Origin of the sequence: Micromonospora foliorum, from assembly GCF_022229015.1 — a bacterium.
In the GTDB taxonomy this organism is placed as follows: Bacteria; Actinomycetota; Actinomycetes; order Mycobacteriales; family Micromonosporaceae; genus Micromonospora; species Micromonospora foliorum.
In genome coordinates, this window is record NZ_JAKKFF010000174.1 from 1 (window position 1) to 16789 (window position 16789).

The window sequence follows — 16789 nt, forward strand, 5'->3', positions numbered from 1 at the left end:
GCCCCCTTTGCTCTGCTTCAACCCGGGCAACACCGCGGGCCCTCGGGTGTTTCCTGGAGTGAAGCAGCGCAAAGGCCATGTGGGTGGTGCCCGGCCGGCCGGTCTCAGCCGCTGTGCGCCCGGTCCCGGAAGGTGGTCCGGTAGCTGTGCGGGGTGGCGCCGACCCGGCGGGTGAAGTGGTGGCGTAGCGCGGCGGCGTCGCCGAAGCCGGACTGGTCGGCGACCGCCTCCACGCTCAACGGGGTCTCCTCCAGCAGCCGTCGGGCGAGCAGCACCCGCTGGTTGGTGAGCCAGTCGTGCGGGGTGGTGCCGGTCTCGGCGCGGAACCGGCGGGCGAACGTACGGGGTGCCATGCCGGCGCGGGCGGCCAACTCCTCCACGGTGGTCGTCCGGTCCAGGTGACCCATCAGCCACTCCAGCACCGGTTCGAGGGTGGGTGCCTCGGGCGCCTTCGGGATGGGTGCCTCGACGTACTGGGACTGGCCGCCGTCGCGGTGCGGCGGGACCACCATCCGCCGGGCCAGCCGGGTCGCGGTGGCCGAGCCGTGCTCCTGGCGGATCAGGTGCAGGCACGCGTCGATGCCGGCCGCCGTGCCGGCGCTGGTGAGCAGCCGACCGTCCTGGACGTAGAGCGAGTTGCAGCGCACCCGGGCGCGCGGGTGCCGGCGTTGCAGCTCGTCCACGTACCGCCAGTGGGTCGTGCACTCGCGGTCGTCGAGCAGCCCGGCCTCGCCGAGCAGGAAGGCTCCGGAGCAGACGCTGAACAGGTGGGCGCCGCGGGCGTCGGCCCGGCGAAGCGCGTCGAGCACCGGGCCGGGGACGGTGGTGCCCTGGCTGTGCGCGGGGATGGCCACCAGATCGGCCTCGTCGACCGGGCCGAGGTCCGCGTGTGGGGTGAGGTGGAAGCCGGACGAGGTACGCACGGGGGCGCCGTCCGGGCTGCACACCTGGAAGCGGTAGGCGGGAAAACCGTCGGCCGTCCGGTCGGTGCCGAACACCTCGGCGAGTACGCCGAGCTCGAAGGGAGCGACCTGGTCGAGGGCGAGGACGGCAACGGACCGCAGCATGTGACGAGGGTAACCCAACAGGTGGCAGTAAATCGATGACCAATGGCATTCCTGCCACTGTCCGAACGTCTCGTGGGATCGCAGACTGGTCTCAGTCCGGTGCGCACCGGCGGCGAAACCGACAGCAATCATGCGAAAGCGAGCGCCGCCATGGAGTTCCTGCTCTTCCTCCTGTTCCTCGTCCTGCTCGTCGCCGCCTCGGCGGCCGGCCTCACCGTCGACAGTCACGACTCGGCCGACTGGAAGCCCAGCGACGACGGCCGCCGCTGGCGGTCACGCACCAACTGATGTGGTTAGGGCTATTTGCGCCGATAATCCTTGGCGGGACCGCGCCAAAAGGTGCGGCCCCGCCGACGGAGGCCATCCGACGTACGGCAGGCTAGGAGTCATGGCTGACGGCTCCTGGTACGACGCCGACATCGACCACGTGATCATCTCCGAGGCGCAGATCCGCGAGAAGACGGCGGAGCTGGCCAAGCAGGTCTCCGCCGACTACGCCCACGTGGGCGACGGGCTGCTGCTGGTGTGCGTACTCAAGGGCGCGGTGATGTTCATGGCGGACTTCGCCCGGGCGCTTGGCCGTAACGGCCCCCCGGCGGAGCTCGACTTCATGGCCATCTCGTCCTACGGCCAGGGCACCACATCCTCCGGGGTGGTCCGCATCCTCAAGGACCTGGACCGGGACATCGCCGGTCGGCATGTGGTCGTCGTCGAGGACATCGTCGACTCCGGGCTCACGCTCTCCTGGCTGCTGCGCTACCTCGAGTCGCGTTCGGCGGCGAGCGTCGAGGTGGTCGCCCTGTTCCGCAAACCGGACGCGGTAAAGGTGCCGGTCCCGGTGAAGTACGTCGGCTTCGACATCCCCACCGAGTTCGTGGTCGGGTACGGCCTCGACTTCGGTGAGCGCTACCGGGAGCTGCCCTACGTCGGAGTGCTCAAGCCCGAGGTCTACGCCCGCTCCTGACGCCGGGCCCGACCCCGTCGGGCGGCCCGCCGGTCGGCATGAGCCCGACTCGCATCGGTATTCATCGAGCCGACGTTCAGCGCGCTCTCAGCTGTTGCGGTTACCGTGTACCACGGTGGCCCGGAGGTTACTCCGCGCTCGACCCCCTCGATCGCGTGACCGGGCGCTCGGGTGGCCGAGTCGGACTCCCCGCCACGCCGGCTTTCGATGGTGCACGACTGCGGGGCTCGCAAGCTCACTCCTCGCGTACACGGTGTACCGTCGAATGACCGCGGCGCGGCAGTTTTCGCGCCTCGGGGTCGAGGCCGGCCCGCACGGCGGCTCCGGCCGCCGCTCAACGCGGCGACACCATCAGACGGTCAGGACGTCGATCAGGAGGATGCGGGCGCTCCGGCGCTCGACAACAGTATGGAACGTACGCGTTTCTTCCGCCGACCGGTGGTCTGGATCATCCTGGTCATCCTCGGCGCCGTTGTGCTCAGTCAGCTGTTCACCAGTGGTCCCAGCTACCACCGCGTGGACACTTCCGTTGCGCTCGATCAGTTGCACACCGCCAAGATCAACAAGGTGGTCTTCCAGGACAAGGAGCAGACGCTCCAGCTGGACCTGGCCCAGAAGACCAAGTTCGGTAAGACCGAGACGAACAAGATCGAGGCCCAGTTCCCGTACCAGGCTGGCGACCAGATCTGGAACGAGGTGCTGGACGCCAAGGCGAACAACCGGGTCACCGGCCCGGCCGACGCCAAGGTCTCCTCGGACAGCATCTGGGTGAGCCTGCTGGTCAACCTGCTGCCGATCGCGCTGCTCGTGCTCCTGCTGCTGTTCTTCATGTCGCAGATGCAGGGCGGCGGCTCCCGGGTGCTCAACTTCGGCAAGTCCAAGGCCAAGATGATCACCAAGGACACTCCGAAGACGACCTTCGCGGACGTCGCGGGTGCCGAGGAGGCCGTCGAAGAGCTGTACGAGATCAAGGACTTCCTGCAGAACCCGGCCAAGTACCAGGCCCTGGGCGCCAAGATCCCGAAGGGTGTGCTGCTGTTCGGCCCGCCCGGCACCGGCAAGACGCTGCTGGCCCGCGCGGTCGCAGGTGAGGCCGGGGTGCCCTTCTACTCGATCTCCGGTTCCGACTTCGTGGAGATGTTCGTCGGTGTCGGCGCCAGCCGGGTCCGTGACCTGTTCGAGCAGGCCAAGACGAACGCCCCGGCGATCGTCTTCGTCGACGAGATCGACGCCGTCGGCCGGCACCGTGGCGCCGGCATGGGTGGCGGTCACGACGAGCGCGAGCAGACGCTCAACCAGCTCCTCGTCGAGATGGACGGCTTCGACACCAAGGGCGGCGTGATCCTGATCGCCGCCACCAACCGGCCGGACATCCTCGACCCGGCGCTGCTGCGCCCGGGCCGGTTCGACCGGCAGATCCCGGTGGACGCCCCCGACATGGAGGGCCGCAAGGCCATCCTGCGGGTGCACGCCAAGGGCAAGCCGTTCACGCCCGACGTCGACCTCGACGCGGTGGCCCGTCGCACGCCGGGCTTCAGCGGCGCCGACCTGGCCAACGTGATCAACGAGTCGGCCCTGCTCACCGCTCGCAAGGAGCAGCGGGCGATCACCAACGACTCGCTGGAAGAGTCGATCGACCGGGTGGTCGCCGGTCCGCAGCGGCGGACCCGGGTGATGAGCGACCAGGAAAAGAAGATCACCGCGTACCACGAGGGTGGTCACGCTCTGGTCGCCTGGGCGCTGCCGCACGCCGCGCCGGTGCACAAGGTGACGATCCTGTCCCGTGGTCGCTCGCTGGGCCACACCCTGGTGCTCCCGACGGAAGACAAGTACACCCAGACCCGCGCCGAAATGATCGACACCCTGGCGTACGCGCTGGGCGGTCGCGCCGCCGAGGAACTGGTCTTCCACGAGCCCACCACCGGTGCCGGCAACGACATCGAGAAGGCCACCCAACTGGCCCGCGCGATGATCACCCAGTACGGCATGAGCTCCAAGCTCGGCGCGATCAAGTACGGCACCAGCGGGGACGAGCCGTTCCTCGGCCGCAACATGGGCCACGAGCGGGACTACTCGGACTCGGTGGCCGCCGAGATCGACGGCGAGATGCGGGCACTGGTCGAGCTGGCGCACGACGAGGCCTGGGAGATCCTGGTGGAATACCGGGACGTCCTGGACAACATCGTGCTCGAGCTGATGGAGAAGGAGACCCTCTCCACGGCCGACATGGCGCGGATCTGCTCCCGGGTGGTCAAGCGCCCGCCGCTGGCACCGTACAACGGCTTCGGCAAGCGTCAGCCCTCCACCGAGCCGCCCGTGCTCACCCCTGCGGAGAAGGACAAGCTCAAGGCGCAGGCCGAGGCCGACGGCGCGCAGGCGTCGGTCGGCGGCGTGGCGCCGTCCAACAACTCGGACGGCACGCACTGAGCAACGACCCGACGGCCAGTTCCCCACACCGGGAGCTGGCCGTCTCCGCGACCGAACCCGACGGCGACGACGAGCTGGACTACGTGGCCGCACGGCTGATCAGCGGCAAGCTGACCGGCCGCCCCGTCGAGGAAGCGGTCGACCTCGGCCGGATCGAGAAGGCCGTCCGCGAGATCCTGATCGCGGTCGGCGAGGACCCGGACCGCGACGGACTCCAGCAGACCCCGGCCCGGGTCGCCCGCGCGTACGCCGAACTCTTCGCCGGCCTGCGGGTCGACCCGGCCCAGGTGCTCAGCACCACCTTCGAGGCCAACCACGAAGAGCTGGTCATCGTCCGGGACATCGACGTGATGAGCCTCTGCGAGCACCACCTGCTGCCGTTCCGGGGCAGCGCGCACATCGGCTACATCCCCGGCCCCGATGGGCGGATCACCGGCCTGTCCAAGCTGGCCCGACTCGTCGAGGTCTTCGCCCGTCGCCCGCAGGTGCAGGAGCGGCTCACCTCGCAGGTCGCCGACCTGCTGATGAGCAAGCTCGCACCACGCGGCGTCGTCGTCGTGCTCGAATGCGAGCACATGTGCATGGCGATGCGCGGCATCCAGAAATCCGGTGCCAAGACCATCACGTCGGCCGTCCGCGGCATCCTGCAGACGGACTCCAAGTCGCGGGCCGAGGCGATGGCGCTGATCATCCCCCGCTGACACCCCCGACGCACCACGGCCGGCCGACACCCTTCCGGGACGGCCGGCCGTCGCGTTCCGGTTGTCCCGGCCCGGCGGGCGGCTTTCGGCCGCACGGTTCCCGGCTGGGCGCTTCGGTCCGGGCGGTATTCGGCCGCACGGTTTTCCGGCGGGCGGGTTTCCGGGTAGGCGGGCTTCCAGGCGGGCGGGTTTCCGCCCGGGTCAGCCAGCGAGCAGGGCCAGCAGCAGACCGGCCGTGGCCAACACTGCCGGCACCAGGCACACCAACGCGCCGAACCGCACCGTCCGGTCCAGCCGCTCGGTCGGGCTGACCCGGAACAACCGCCCGATGCCGATCCAACCGGCGACGAACGCGACCGCCGGCATCGGCAGCCCGCAGATCAACGCCGCCACGGTGGCCGGTCCGACCCCCGTCGCCGCCAGAACCACGACCTGGATCAGCGGCACCAGCAGCGCGAACGGCCCGTACACCAGGAGGTTGCGCGCTCGCGCGGGCCAGGATCCCGGCCGGATCCGGCGGCGCGCGGCCAGCGCCGCGTCCGCCGCCTCGGCCCAACCCCGCGCGGCCCGCAGCGCCGCCAGCACGGCCGCCGGGCCACCCGCCATCGACCGGGCGGCCTCGGTCAGCTCCGGCGGCGACGGCACCAGGGAGATCGCCGGTACGCCCAACTCGCGCAGCCGTTCCTGCTGGCTCGCCAGCCCGGTACGGAGCACCGTCAACTCCTCCCGGGCCGCCTCCGCCGACCGGGCCTGCTCACCGGCAGCGGCAGCCGCGCTCCGGCGCACCCCGTCCAATTGGCGGGCGGCCGCAAGGTACTCCACCCAGGCCGTACTGGGATCGACCGACGGCGGCGTGACGTCGCCGGTCGCCGCAGCGGTCCGCTGCGGCCCCGGCCCGGTCAGCGTCGCGTTCGGACCCACCTCCACACCCCCCACGCGCGCCACCCGATCAGCCGGCCTCGTCGGCGAACGGCACCAGGACCGTGCCCCGCTCGCCCGGACCGTCCCAGAGCACCGCCCGATCCGGGCGCGCCTGCCACTCGACCGGCCGACCGAAGACCGCGGTGAGCTGCGCGACCGGCACGTCCAGCACGGCCACGGCGGTCAGCTTGTCGACCTCGCCCGCCGGCTCGAACAACGCGGCGAACGGCGGCACCGCACGCCACCAGCCGAGCAGATGTCTCCCCGCCGGAGGCCCGTCCCGCAGGAGCGACCGCAGCCGGTCCACCGGCAGCTCCCGAGGGCCCGGCCGGTCCAGCCCGAAGACCACCAGGTACGTCGGCAGTTCGTCGGCCGCGTCCGCGAGCAGCGTCGGCAAATCCACCAACTCGGCCGGATGCCGGGTCGCCAAGTCGGCCGTCAACGCCTCCGCCAGCGCCCGGGAGCCCGGGTCCGGTGCCGCCACCAGGAAGCGGGCGGTGCCCGGTGCGTGGTGCGCCGAGGTGCTCCGCGCCGCCGTCGCCAACAGCCCGCCGGCCGCGGTGCCCGAGCCCAACACCGCGAGGTTGCGCCCGGCCGCCGGCCCCAACGGCACGGCGACCGTCGTGCGGGCCACGTCCACCGCCCGGCCCAGCAGAGCGGCCGGCCCGTGCGCCTGCCCCGCCAGAGCCGCCCGTTGGCGCGGGTCGTTGCCCAACAGCGGCCGGGCGTAACCCGCGAAGACCACCGGCGGCACCGACCCGGCCGGCCGGGCCGCCCACAACTCGTGCCGCAGCTTCTCCACGACCTCCGGATGATCCTGCGGATCCGGGTGACGAATCAACCGTTCGTGACCCCGGATCGCACCCCGAGGGCCGCCGAGCCCGCCGGCCGTGTTCACCACCGCGCTGCCCACCGGCAGACCGGCCGCCGAGTCGTTCGTCGGCTCCAGCACCGGACTGCCCCCCGGCAGCGCCACCCGCACCGGAAACTGCCCGAGCACCGAATCCCGATGACCAGCGTCGGCGCGCGCACTCAGCCCCAACTCGCCCGCGCCGGCCAACACCAGATGCACGCCGTACGCCCGACCGGCCCGGGCCAGCCCGTCCAACTGGGCGGCCACCTCGGCAGCCAGCCGGTCCCGCTCGGCGAAGAGCAGTGGCACATTGTCCAACACACAGACGATCCGTGGCAGCGGCTGGTGCTGACGCAGCTCCGCGAAGCGTTGCCCGCCGGCCCGGGTACCCGCCTCCGTGCGACGCTGGACCTCGGCCGTCAACTCGTCGAGCAGATCCCGGACGTACTCCCGGTCGGCGGCCATCGCGGCCGCGCGCACCTGCGGAACCCACGACCGGTCCCGCTCGGTCTGCAGAAACTCCACGAAGGACTCGCCGTCGCCGAGATCCACCAGGTAGAACGCCAAATCGTCGGGGCCGTACCGGGCGGCCAGGCCGAGCAGCGCGGTGGTCAGGAACGCCGCGCGGCCCGCCGCAGAGCGGCCACTCACCAGCCAGTGCGGGGTCAACTCGGTGAAACCCAGCGGCACCGACCGGCCCCCGGCATCGCCGACCGTCGTGGTCAGCCCGTCGGCCGAGTCGGACTCCCACAGCCGCTCACCCGTCGGCGGCAGCAGAGCACCCAACGCCAACCGCGAGCCCGCCTCCACCTGCTCGGCGAGCCGCCGACACACCGCGTCGACCAGTTCGGCCGACGGGTCCGACTCGACGAAGACCGGCGAGTTCAAACCGCCCGGCGGGTCGGCGCCCGGCCCGGCGAACGACGCCCCCGGCGGATCGCCCAACAGCGCGTACGCATTACGCAGGGCCAACGGCGTGGCGTGCGGCAGCGGTGCCCGAGCCGAGTACGGGCCGGCCGGCGGCCAACCCGCCACCACCAGGTGCAGCCCGGCGGCCGGCCCCTGCTCGGCCAACGTCTCGATCCGCGCCAGATCGGTCGGACCGGCCGACTCCGGCAGCGCGGCAACCACCAGCAACAGCGTCCGATCGTGACGGCGCCGCCCACTCGCCCCCGGCGTGACCCACTGCTCAGCCTCGGTCAGCACCGCGCGCAGACCCGCCACGTCCACCGCCGGTGGCGGCAACAGGCCGGCATCCGCGAGCGCCCCGAACGGCGTCAGCACAGCCCCGGTGGCATCCACCGCGCGAATCAGCAGAGCACCCGCTGGTGCCGCCCCCAACAACCGCAGGAGTACGGCCCGGAGCAAGCCCGCCACCCGCGGGTCCCGCGCGTCAGCGTCCACACTGAGGTGACCGGTGCCGACAAGTGGCACCAACGCGGGAAAACGAGCGTCGTCCAACGGCGCCGCGGTACCGACCCGCACGAACGGCGGCGGACCATCACCCGCCGGCGAGTTCACGGTGAGTGAATCCAGTGCAGCGCCCGCCCAACCCGGAGCCAGCACGGCCGCAGCCGTCCGTAACCGGTCGGCCACCTCGTACTGACGGCGCTGATCCGCCGGAGCCGGCCGCGTCTCGTCCAGGATCCCGGCAGCCGCGGTCGCGACCACCGTCGCCCGGCGGTGCAGGGCTGCGGCGCGGTTCGTGCGAGCCTTCGGACCGGCCACCGCGTCCACCCCCTCTACCCGAGGTTGGCAACCCCTCCCCAAGCAGAGACGGTATCCCAGCCGAGGGCGCACCTCCGGGAGGTGCCTCGGCGCTGCGCCGGTGTTGTCGTGGATCTCACCGGTGGGGAGGGGTCCGTCACGATCCGCTGGACCTGAGGCATTGGCTCCGGAGCGTCCAGCCGATAACTTCAGGAGGTGGAATCAGTGCAGCCCCCCGCCGGTTCCCAGGTCTCCCGCGTACCGGCCCAGAGGACACCGTCCGAGCAGCTGCCGCCCGCCCCGGCAACGCCGGCACCGCAGCCGCCCCGCCGCCGGATGCGGACCGTGCTCACGGTCGTTGCCGGCGTACTCGCCCTGCTCTGCCTTGGCGGGGTCGCAACCGCTTATGTTTGGTACACCCGCGCCTCAACCCCGGATCGCAGCGAACCCGACGTGGTGGTGGACAACTATCTGCGCGCGTTCCTCGTGGATCGCAATGACACAAGAGCAGACCTCTTCACCTGCGAGAGCGGGTCGCAGTTGGAGGCGTTACACGCTCTGCGGACCGATCTGCTCGCGCGGGAACAACAACTCGGCGTCACCATTCTCGTTAGCTGGGGCAGCCTTGACGTTGACTCCCATGGTGATACCGCCTCCGTTGTGACGGTAATTCGGCGCAGCGCCACCGTGGATGGCGTTCCCCAAAGCCTGACGGACAACTGGCGGTTCGACGTGGTGAAGCAGGAGGGCTGGCGCGTTTGTGGCGGCCTAAAGTTAGGTTGATCCTCACTCAATCCACAAAAGGTGAACCGGAACCTCCAGCGTGGTGGGTGACTGGCCGCGCCAGGCCCAGCGGTACCACTCCACCTCCGGCGTGATTCGCACGCAGATGTCCCCCTCGGCGCCCGAGTAGGTTTCGGTGACCGCTCGAAGGTCGCGGTGCTCCAGACCACCCTCGACGTGCACCACCCGCCGACCGGTGACCGCGTCCGCTTCGAAGACCGGTGTGGGGGTCCGGTGTGCCGGGCCGTCCAGCGAGACCAACCGGATGCCCGAGTCCCGGGCGCTTTCCATCCCAGGTCGGCTGCCGACGGTCTCGACCCAGACCCGCTCTACCGGCACCAGCGGCGCGAACACCTCGACCTGGTCGGCTTCGGCCCGGTACCACTCGTGCTCGGGGATCACCGGCACGTAGGTCCGGGCGCTCTGCACCACCCGGTCGTCCGCGCGCAGGTCGCCGCGCCAACCCATCCCGGGCAGCCCGACCAGCACCCGTCGCCCCCGAAGCTCGACCCGCTCCGTCGCGGGGACGATGGCGAGCGGTCTCGGCGGCTGCGGTGCCCAGTCGGGCTGGTCGGCGAAGGGGTCGGGTAACGGTCCGCTCATACCTGTGGTGGCCTCACTCAGCGGCGCGCAGCGGAGCGCCCCGCTCGCGCATGAAGGGGACCGGATTCACCGCGCCGGACGCGCTGCGGTTGTTGCGCAGGTGCACCTCGAAATGCAGGTGCGGGCCGGAGGAGTTGCCACTGCTGCCGACCTTGCCAATCACCTGGCCGGCCGTCACGATCTGATCCTTCTTGACGAAGGGCTGAACCACCATGTGGCAGTACCGGGTGATGTAGCCGCCGGCGTGCAGCAGGTCGACGAACCAGCCGCAGCCCCCCTTGCCGGGAAATCCGTCCACGTTGCAGTCTTGGCGGCCGCGCTGGTCCTCGTCGCAGGTCGAAACCAGCACCCGACCGGTCGCTGCCGCGCGGATTTCGGTGCCCTTGGCCGCGCCGATGTCGACTCCGTTGTGACTGGGGCGGCTGGCGGTGCGGAAACCGGAGCCGACTCTTCCAGGGATCGGCGCGGTCCAGCCTGAGGCGGCGATCTGGCCGCGCTCGGCCGCGTTGCACACCGCCTTGCCGTTGATCTCGACGGTGCGGGCCGCGCCGCCGGCCAGCGCGTCCACGATCCGGCTGGCCACCTCTTCGTGTTTGGCGTATGCGTCCGGGTATGCGCTGACCTGCACCCGCTGCGCCACCACGGTGAGCGGTCGGCGTTGCCAGCTCTCCACCTTGACGAGCTTTTCGTAGAACTTGCGGGCCGCGTACGCGGGGGTCAGCCGCTCGGCGACACTGCCCCACCCCGGCCGCTGCTGGAACAGGCCCAACGAGTCGTGGTCCGCGCCAACGCCCTCGTGCGGCAGAGCCAGGGACGCAGGCACGCCGCTGTTCGCCAGGTTGCGCAGCGCGGATTCCTGCATCGCGGTGGCCAGGGCCACCACCCAGCCTCGCGAGGGCACGCCCATGTCCTGGCCGACCTTGATGATGATCGCGGCATTGCGAACCTGGGTGTCGCCGTACTCGGCGAACCGCGGCAGCTTGCCCGCAATGTTCACCGCTCGGACCGGTCCGCACTCCTTGCCCGCCAGGGCGTCCCCGTTCTCGGCGTCGCCGCCGAGCCCGGTGAGGAAGAACGCCGCGGTGCCGCCGGTACAGCAGAGCAGGAGCAGCATCCCGGTGAGCACTGCGGCGACCAGACCGAGCCGGATCGGCCCGCGGCGGGTTTCGGCGCTACCGACGTCGTTCATGGCCGCTCCCAGTCCAGAACGTCGACCAGCCAGCCATCGTCGGAGGTGACCAGCTCCAACCGGAGCCCGCCGGCATCAAGGGGGAGCAACAACTCGACGAATGTCTCGGTCCGCTCCCGCATGGTCGGAGGACCGGTGACCTTCTCGGCGGGCACGCTCTCGGGCTCGGCGCCGGCCAACTTCTCCCTCAGCGCCGGCGTGGAGAGCGGCCGTAGGCCAGCCTGCCACTCCTCGGCGGTCATTCCGGGACGGCCCAGCCAGGCCTTGGCGAAGCGGTCGGCGGTCTGTTCGGGCGTGCGCGCGCCGGGCGACGTCACGGGTGATGGCGGAGCCGCGCTGTTGAGCAGACCATCGTCGCCGGCCGTCGGGTCCACGGTGATGATCGGCCCATCCGGACGGCTACTCAACCCATCGGCTGAATCCACTGGGTTGGAGATCAGCCGGGTCGCCCCGAGTACGCCGACGACCACCATCCCGATCACCAGCGCAACGCCCAGCCGGGACCGCAGCGCCCGAGTGAAGAGGAACTCCAACGCCCGTCGCATGACTGTCACCTCGCCTCTGAGCGCACCCGGGGTCCGGTGCGATCCGGTGCTCGCTCGGTGGATCCCGGGCGGTAGACCACGAACGACGGGTTCTCAGCCGGTACATCCGGCTCGGTCCAGGTCGCTGGCTGTCGGCGTCGGGGCTGCGGGGCGACCGGGCGGTTCCGACCTCCGTCCTCCTCCGCCGGCGCCTCGTCGGGCCGCTCCCGGCCATCGGGGCGCACCGCGTCTGCGCGTCGGCCCTCGGCCGCAGCGCTCGGCACCGGGACCGGGTCCTCCCGCCGTGCCTCCGGACGTAGCCGGGTCTGCTCGGCGTCGGGCGACCGTCGACGTCCACCCACCGGCTCGGCGGTTCCGCCCGGCTCGGCCACGTCCAGCCGCGCGGCGGTGCGCATGTCGCGGAAGAACCGGCGGTGCCAGGACCCGGCCGAGCTGACCGCTTCGCTGCTGTCCTTGCCGCCGAGTTGGGTGATTCGCCGGTACGGCCGCAGCAGCAACCATCCGACCACTCCACAGAGCCACACCAGCACCACCTGAAGCCAACCTGGCATGGTGGGGGTGCTCATGATCAGGTCGACGGCGAACAGATAGATGGCTGCTCCGGTGCCGAAGATGGCGATGTTGAACAGCGCGGCGACAACGGCGTTCGCCAACCGGCGTAGGCCAGCGCTGGCCGGCCGGAGTAGACCGATGGTGCCCAGGATGGGTGCCGCGATCACCGCCCACCGGAAGATCAGGAAACCCAGCAGGACCAGTAGCGAAGCGGTCAGGTCGAACATCGCGAAGAGTGCGGCCGCGAGCACGGCGATGAACCCCGCGCCGACCCGATCCATATCGCGCACGCCCTGGAGGTATTCGTACGCCTCTGGGTCCTCGGTCTTGATCTGCTGCGCCACCCGCGCCCACTGCTGCTGCTTGGCCTTGATCGTCGCTGGCCGAGTGGCCGAGTTGGCGCGTAGCTTCTCGGCCTCCTCCCAGGAAAGTGCCTTCGCGTCGTAGAGTGCCGGACCGTACTTACGGGCGGTCTCACTGTCGGCCGAGCCAAGCACTCCGCGGAGCCAGTTTCGGTACAGCATCGTCTCGGTAGCGGTGTCGCTGGCTCGGACGGCAGGGGTTCGAAGGTCCTTGCAGCGGTCAGGATCGATGCATCGTCCTGGATCCGGCTCCTTCGCCTGGGGCCCAACGGCGTCATGTACCACTCCGAGGCTGGTGACAAGTGCACCGTCGGCGATGTTCGCTGACTTGACCGGCCAAGCCGCCAGCGCGGTGACCGCCACCATCACCAGTAGCGCCCACCCTGCCGTCGTCATCGCATTGCTCATGTCCGACTGGCGGGAGCGCCAGAGCAGGTAGAGACCCACCACGCACAGGGTGACGATGCCGAAGACGCTGAACACCTTCTGGTAAACGGCCTTAGTCGCCTGTTCGACAAGCGGGTCAGCCCATCCCCACATCGAACCGGGGTCCCAGGCGCGCTCTCTCAGCGCATTTGACGCGCCGATGATTGCCGTGGCGGCCATAAACTCGCCATTGGCGATCGTCGTGGTGAACTTGTAGTCCGGATGAAGCACGCTTGAGGCGCAGCCACCGTCGATGTCATAGGTGTTATAGCTGTAGCCACCGTAGCCATAGAGGCTGTACCGACCAGCTACTCCATTCGCGGCGTCCGTCGGTGGCGCAGCGGCGAACCAACCGGCGAGCCCGGAGTCCGGCGTACCCGGGGTCGGTGCGTTGCGGCACGTGACCTGGTCGTCGGCGACCGCTTCTAACTTTGCCACGCAGGCGCGGAAGTCGGCTTGCCATTCGGCGGTCGTGCAGAGGTCGGCGCGGGCCTGGGCGGCGGGCGGCGCCGCGGCTGCGGCCTCCGCGCCGATCAGTGGCCAGGTGAGGGAGGCCCCGGCCAGTACGCCAAGGGCGAGCAGGAACGACACGATCCTTGCCCGGACCCCAGGGCCTTGGTCACGGCTTTCCGCCTCGGTTCGACCGAGGACCTTGACCCAGGCCCTAGCCATGTCACGCCTCCAGATCCGGCAGGGGGATGCTCGGCAGGACTCCGGCCGCCGCGGCGATCGCGGCGGGCGTCGTGTCGAGGTGGTCCAGCAGACCCTCGACGTACGAGACGTCGACGCGGACCTTCTGCACCCGACCGTCGACGTCGCGCATCACGAACTCACGGAAGCCGAGCCGGCTGGACGAGCTGGTGTCGGCGGCGGAGAGCGAGGCGAGCGTGGCCTCGTACCCGTCGTTGACCGGCACCCGCAGCAGTCGCAGGGCTTCGGAGGCGATCTCGGCGTCCTCGGCGATCCGGCCGACGAAGACGGTGGAGACGAGATTCTGCACGTCGAGGCCGAGGATGTCCTTGGGGTTCTGCGAGGCGACAAGCGCGGCCAGGTTCCACTTGCGGGAGTCACGGGCGAGCCGGACCAGGAAGGAGCGCCCGGACCGCCAGCCCTCCATGAAGTGCGCCTCGTCGAGGCCGACGAGCTTGCGGGACGACATGGAGCCGCCGTAGCAGCGACGGACGGCCAGCCGGTGCGCGGTGTGCAGCATCGGCAGGGCCAGGGCCTCCTCGGCCGACCAGTACTCCCGTTCGATCTTGAGGTCGGGCAGCCGTAGCCCGGCCATGGTGATCACGGTGAGCGCCGCGTCGGCGCCGAGCAGCCCTTCCGGCGGTCGGCCGAAGAAGAGCATGGCCAGTGGCATCTCGGCGGTGTCCAGCAGGAGGTTGGCCAGTTCCTTGCCGGCGTCGTCGTCGAGCCGCCCGAGGCAGCTCACCACGTCGTCCAGGGTGGAGGTCTCCTCGGCGGGGACCTGGCGGACGGCGTGCCGGAAGAGGGTGGCGGTCGACGCCTCCCTGGCCACCTGCGGCGGGACGAGCATCATGCAGATGTCCTGGACCAGCATCCGCCGCTCGGCTCGGGCGTTGGAGACCGCGATCTCGAACTCCCGGTCACCGGCGGCCCCGCTGCCGAACTCGGAGCGCAGCGGTGTCGGGATGAGCGAGTAGGGCGCCAGGGTGCCGTGCTCCGAGCCGGTCAGGTTCAACACCCGGGAGTACGGGCGCAGCTCAGGCATCGCGCAGAGGCGGGCCAGCGGCCCGGACGGGTCGAGCAGGGTCACCTGGACACCTCGACGGGCGGCCAGGTAGCCCAGCGCGCCGAGCAGGGTCGACTTACCACCGCCCGGTTCGGCGACGAAGACCGCGAGCCCGGAGCGTTCCCGGACCTCCATGGGGAAGTGCAGGTCGAGGAAGACCGGGCGGCGGCAGGTGCCGGCGGTCCGGCCGATGAGGTCGCCCCGCCGGTCGCCCACGTTCGATGCGGCCTGGGGGAGCGCGGCGGCGAGCAACGGCACGGGCATGCGGCGGACGTAGCCGGTGTTGGCGATCGGCTCGCCGGGGATGAACTCGCGGGCCAGCCAGTCCTGGTTCTTCGGGTGTTGCAGCGAGATGCGCAGCTCCCGGGAGTAGAGCTGGATGAGTCGGCGGGCGCGCTCCAGGCATTCCTCCCTGGTCCGGCCGCCGACCGCGATCCGGTGCCAGCCGTGCGCACGGGCCGAGTCGACCGGCAGGCCGGTGGTCATCTCGTCGCCGATCACCAGCGCGCGCTTCGCCAGTCGTTCCAGTTCCGGGGGAGCGTCGATGCCGTGCTCGGCGTAGTCGAGCTGTTGCGAGCGGATCATCCGCAGCCGGTGTTCGAGATTGCGGAAGGAGTCACCGGAGCCGAGGATGTCGACCCGGGTGGAGATTTCCATCGGCCAGGGCAGCCGCTCGTGGAAGTGCAGCCACGGCTCGTGCCGTTCCGGGATCTCCAGCGGCTCCATCCGGCCGACCGCGAGCACGGCCACGTGCCGCTCCTCGCCGGTCATCCGATTGACCAGCTTGACCGTCGAGCCGTACGGGGTGCGGTAGCGCTCGACCTGCTCGGTCATGGCGAGCAGGTCGCCGCGCTCCCAGCGCCCGTCGGTGACGGGGGAGAGGGTGCTCGGCGGCGACATGCACAGCGCCACCGAGCGGTAGAGCAGCCACTCCAACTCCTGTGCGGTGACCCGCCGGCCACGCATGCCGAACGCGCCGAGTACCTCGTCGAACTGCTCCACGGTGCGGCCCAGCTTGCGGCGTTCGCCGTCGGCGGTGCCCCGGCCGAAGGTGCGCAGCACCCGCTCGGTGAGTGAGTCGCCGAGGGACCGGCGGGCGAAGGTGACACCCAGGTAGGTCTGCCCCTCGGCGTGGTTGACCGCCATCAGGTGCCGTTGGGCGGCGACCAGGTGATCGGCCCAGCCGGTGGTGCCGGGTACGTCGGGCAGCGGCGCCGAGGTGTGGGTGTCGATCGTGCGCGCCCACTCGTCGGCGGGGAACGGCCGGGTGGTGCGGCGCAGGTGCAGTCGGAAGCCGGCCAGGCCGGCGTACTGCTCGGAGATCGCCGACAGCAGCGCCTCGCGTTCGGCGTCCGGCCGGAACGCCCAGCGGACCTCGGGCAGCCAGTACCAGGCCGTGACGGTGTTGGGTGTGAAGGTCAGGTGGCCGGCGATCTCGGTGATGGCCAACTCGACCGACGGATCCCGATCTCCGAACTTGATCTTCGGAGCGCGTACCCGGGTCGGCTTGACCGGCCGGTCCGGTCGGCTCGCGGCGCGCTGCCGGGACGGGGCAACTTCCCTGCCGGTGGGCTCGGTGCCGGTACCCCTGGGTCGATCCGGGTCGGTGGCCCGGCGCGCCGTGCGCTCCAGAGCTGGCCGCTCCGCGGCGGTGATGCTGGCCTGCTGCTCGACCGGTGCCGTAGGCCGGGCCGGTTGAGCCGCCGGCGTGGCCGTGGGTCGGCTGCCCGGCAGGGTGCCGGCTGCACGGCCGGCGGGACCGCGTCCGGTGGACGCAGCATCGGCCGTCGATCGCCGGCCTGGTGCGGCACCCGGGACTCGGTGGCCGGGTGGCCGCCGCCGGGCCGTGGGTCGACGGATCGGCCACCGCTGCCGGGCTGGTCGGCGGGTGTCCACGGTGGCTCGAACTCGGGAACCGCGCGGGCTGGTGCCG

12 protein-coding genes and 1 pseudogene are annotated in these 16789 nt (G+C 70.9%); 5 read left to right on the plus strand and 8 right to left on the minus strand.

Going from position 1 to position 16789, the window contains the following annotated elements:
- Window positions 1-104: 104 nt before the first annotated feature.
- Complete coding sequence (locus PSH25_RS14200) at window positions 105-1067, minus strand: GlxA family transcriptional regulator (protein ID WP_238659544.1); 963 nt, start codon at window positions 1065-1067, stop codon at window positions 105-107.
- A gap of 150 nt (window positions 1068-1217) precedes the next feature.
- Between PSH25_RS14200 and PSH25_RS14205 the strand changes: the two genes are divergently transcribed.
- The 4 genes from PSH25_RS14205 (at window position 1218) to folE (ending at window position 5159) form a co-directional block, all read left to right on the plus strand.
- Entirely contained in the window at window positions 1218-1355 is a 138-nt protein-coding gene (locus PSH25_RS14205) for a hypothetical protein (protein ID WP_238659545.1), read from the plus strand.
- Between the two features lie 100 nt (window positions 1356-1455).
- Entirely contained in the window at window positions 1456-2031 is a 576-nt protein-coding gene (hpt, locus tag PSH25_RS14210; protein ID WP_030328005.1) for a hypoxanthine phosphoribosyltransferase, read from the plus strand.
- A gap of 408 nt (window positions 2032-2439) precedes the next feature.
- Entirely contained in the window at window positions 2440-4458 is a 2019-nt protein-coding gene (gene ftsH, locus PSH25_RS14215; RefSeq protein ID WP_238659546.1) for an ATP-dependent zinc metalloprotease FtsH, read from the plus strand.
- Between the two features lie 35 nt (window positions 4459-4493).
- Window positions 4494-5159 (plus strand): GTP cyclohydrolase I FolE, encoded by a 666-nt coding sequence (gene folE / locus PSH25_RS14220; protein WP_238659552.1) that lies wholly within the window; start codon window positions 4494-4496, stop codon window positions 5157-5159.
- 201 nt (window positions 5160-5360) lie between these two features.
- Here the strand turns inward: folE and PSH25_RS14225 are convergent, their stop codons facing one another.
- Entirely contained in the window at window positions 5361-6104 is a 744-nt protein-coding gene (locus PSH25_RS14225) for a hypothetical protein (RefSeq protein WP_372492792.1), read from the minus strand.
- A 4-nt stretch (window positions 6105-6108) separates the two neighbouring features.
- Window positions 6109-8670: an FtsK/SpoIIIE domain-containing protein gene (locus PSH25_RS14230; protein WP_238659547.1), complete on the minus strand. Its 2562-nt coding sequence runs from the start codon at window positions 8668-8670 to the stop codon at window positions 6109-6111.
- 195 nt (window positions 8671-8865) lie between these two features.
- Here PSH25_RS14230 and PSH25_RS14235 point away from each other — a divergent pair, with 195 nt between their 5' ends.
- Entirely contained in the window at window positions 8866-9423 is a 558-nt protein-coding gene (locus PSH25_RS14235) for a hypothetical protein (protein ID WP_238659554.1), read from the plus strand.
- Window positions 9424-9426: 3 nt separating this feature from the next.
- On the opposite strand, the gene PSH25_RS14240 is transcribed toward PSH25_RS14235, so the two are convergent.
- The 5 genes and pseudogenes from PSH25_RS14240 to PSH25_RS14260 all read right to left on the minus strand — a co-directional run.
- On the minus strand, window positions 9427-10026 hold the full coding sequence (locus PSH25_RS14240; protein WP_238659548.1) for a hypothetical protein: 600 nt from the start codon (window positions 10024-10026) through the stop codon (window positions 9427-9429).
- 13 nt (window positions 10027-10039) lie between these two features.
- Window positions 10040-11215, minus strand: a complete 1176-nt coding sequence (locus PSH25_RS14245) for a M23 family metallopeptidase (RefSeq protein ID WP_238659549.1) — start codon at window positions 11213-11215, stop codon at window positions 10040-10042.
- Window positions 11212-11769 (minus strand): hypothetical protein, encoded by a 558-nt coding sequence (locus PSH25_RS14250; protein ID WP_238659550.1) that lies wholly within the window; start codon window positions 11767-11769, stop codon window positions 11212-11214. Before PSH25_RS14250 ends, PSH25_RS14245 begins: the two co-directional genes overlap by 4 nt.
- Window positions 11766-13691 carry an MFS transporter gene (locus tag PSH25_RS14255; RefSeq protein ID WP_372492793.1) on the minus strand — a complete coding sequence of 642 codons (1926 nt, stop codon included), beginning with the start codon at window positions 13689-13691 and terminating at the stop codon, window positions 11766-11768. Before PSH25_RS14255 ends, PSH25_RS14250 begins: the two co-directional genes overlap by 4 nt.
- 82 nt (window positions 13692-13773) lie before the next feature.
- Window positions 13774-16789 (minus strand): annotated as a pseudogene (locus PSH25_RS14260) (ATP-binding protein); the annotation flags it as partial.

Bases quoted from the DNA above. Each gene is read 5' to 3' on its own strand.
- PSH25_RS14200 (WP_238659544.1), bottom strand. From the start codon at position 1,067: ATGCTGCGGTCCGTTGCCGTCCTCGCCCTCGACCAGGTCGCTCCCTTC.
- PSH25_RS14205 (WP_238659545.1), top strand. From the start codon at position 1,218: ATGGAGTTCCTGCTCTTCCTCCTGTTCCTCGTCCTGCTCGTCGCCGCC.
- hpt (WP_030328005.1), top strand. From the start codon at position 1,456: ATGGCTGACGGCTCCTGGTACGACGCCGACATCGACCACGTGATCATC.
- ftsH (WP_238659546.1), top strand. From the start codon at position 2,440: ATGGAACGTACGCGTTTCTTCCGCCGACCGGTGGTCTGGATCATCCTG.
- PSH25_RS14240 (WP_238659548.1), bottom strand. From the start codon at position 10,026: ATGAGCGGACCGTTACCCGACCCCTTCGCCGACCAGCCCGACTGGGCA.
- PSH25_RS14245 (WP_238659549.1), bottom strand. From the start codon at position 11,215: ATGAACGACGTCGGTAGCGCCGAAACCCGCCGCGGGCCGATCCGGCTC.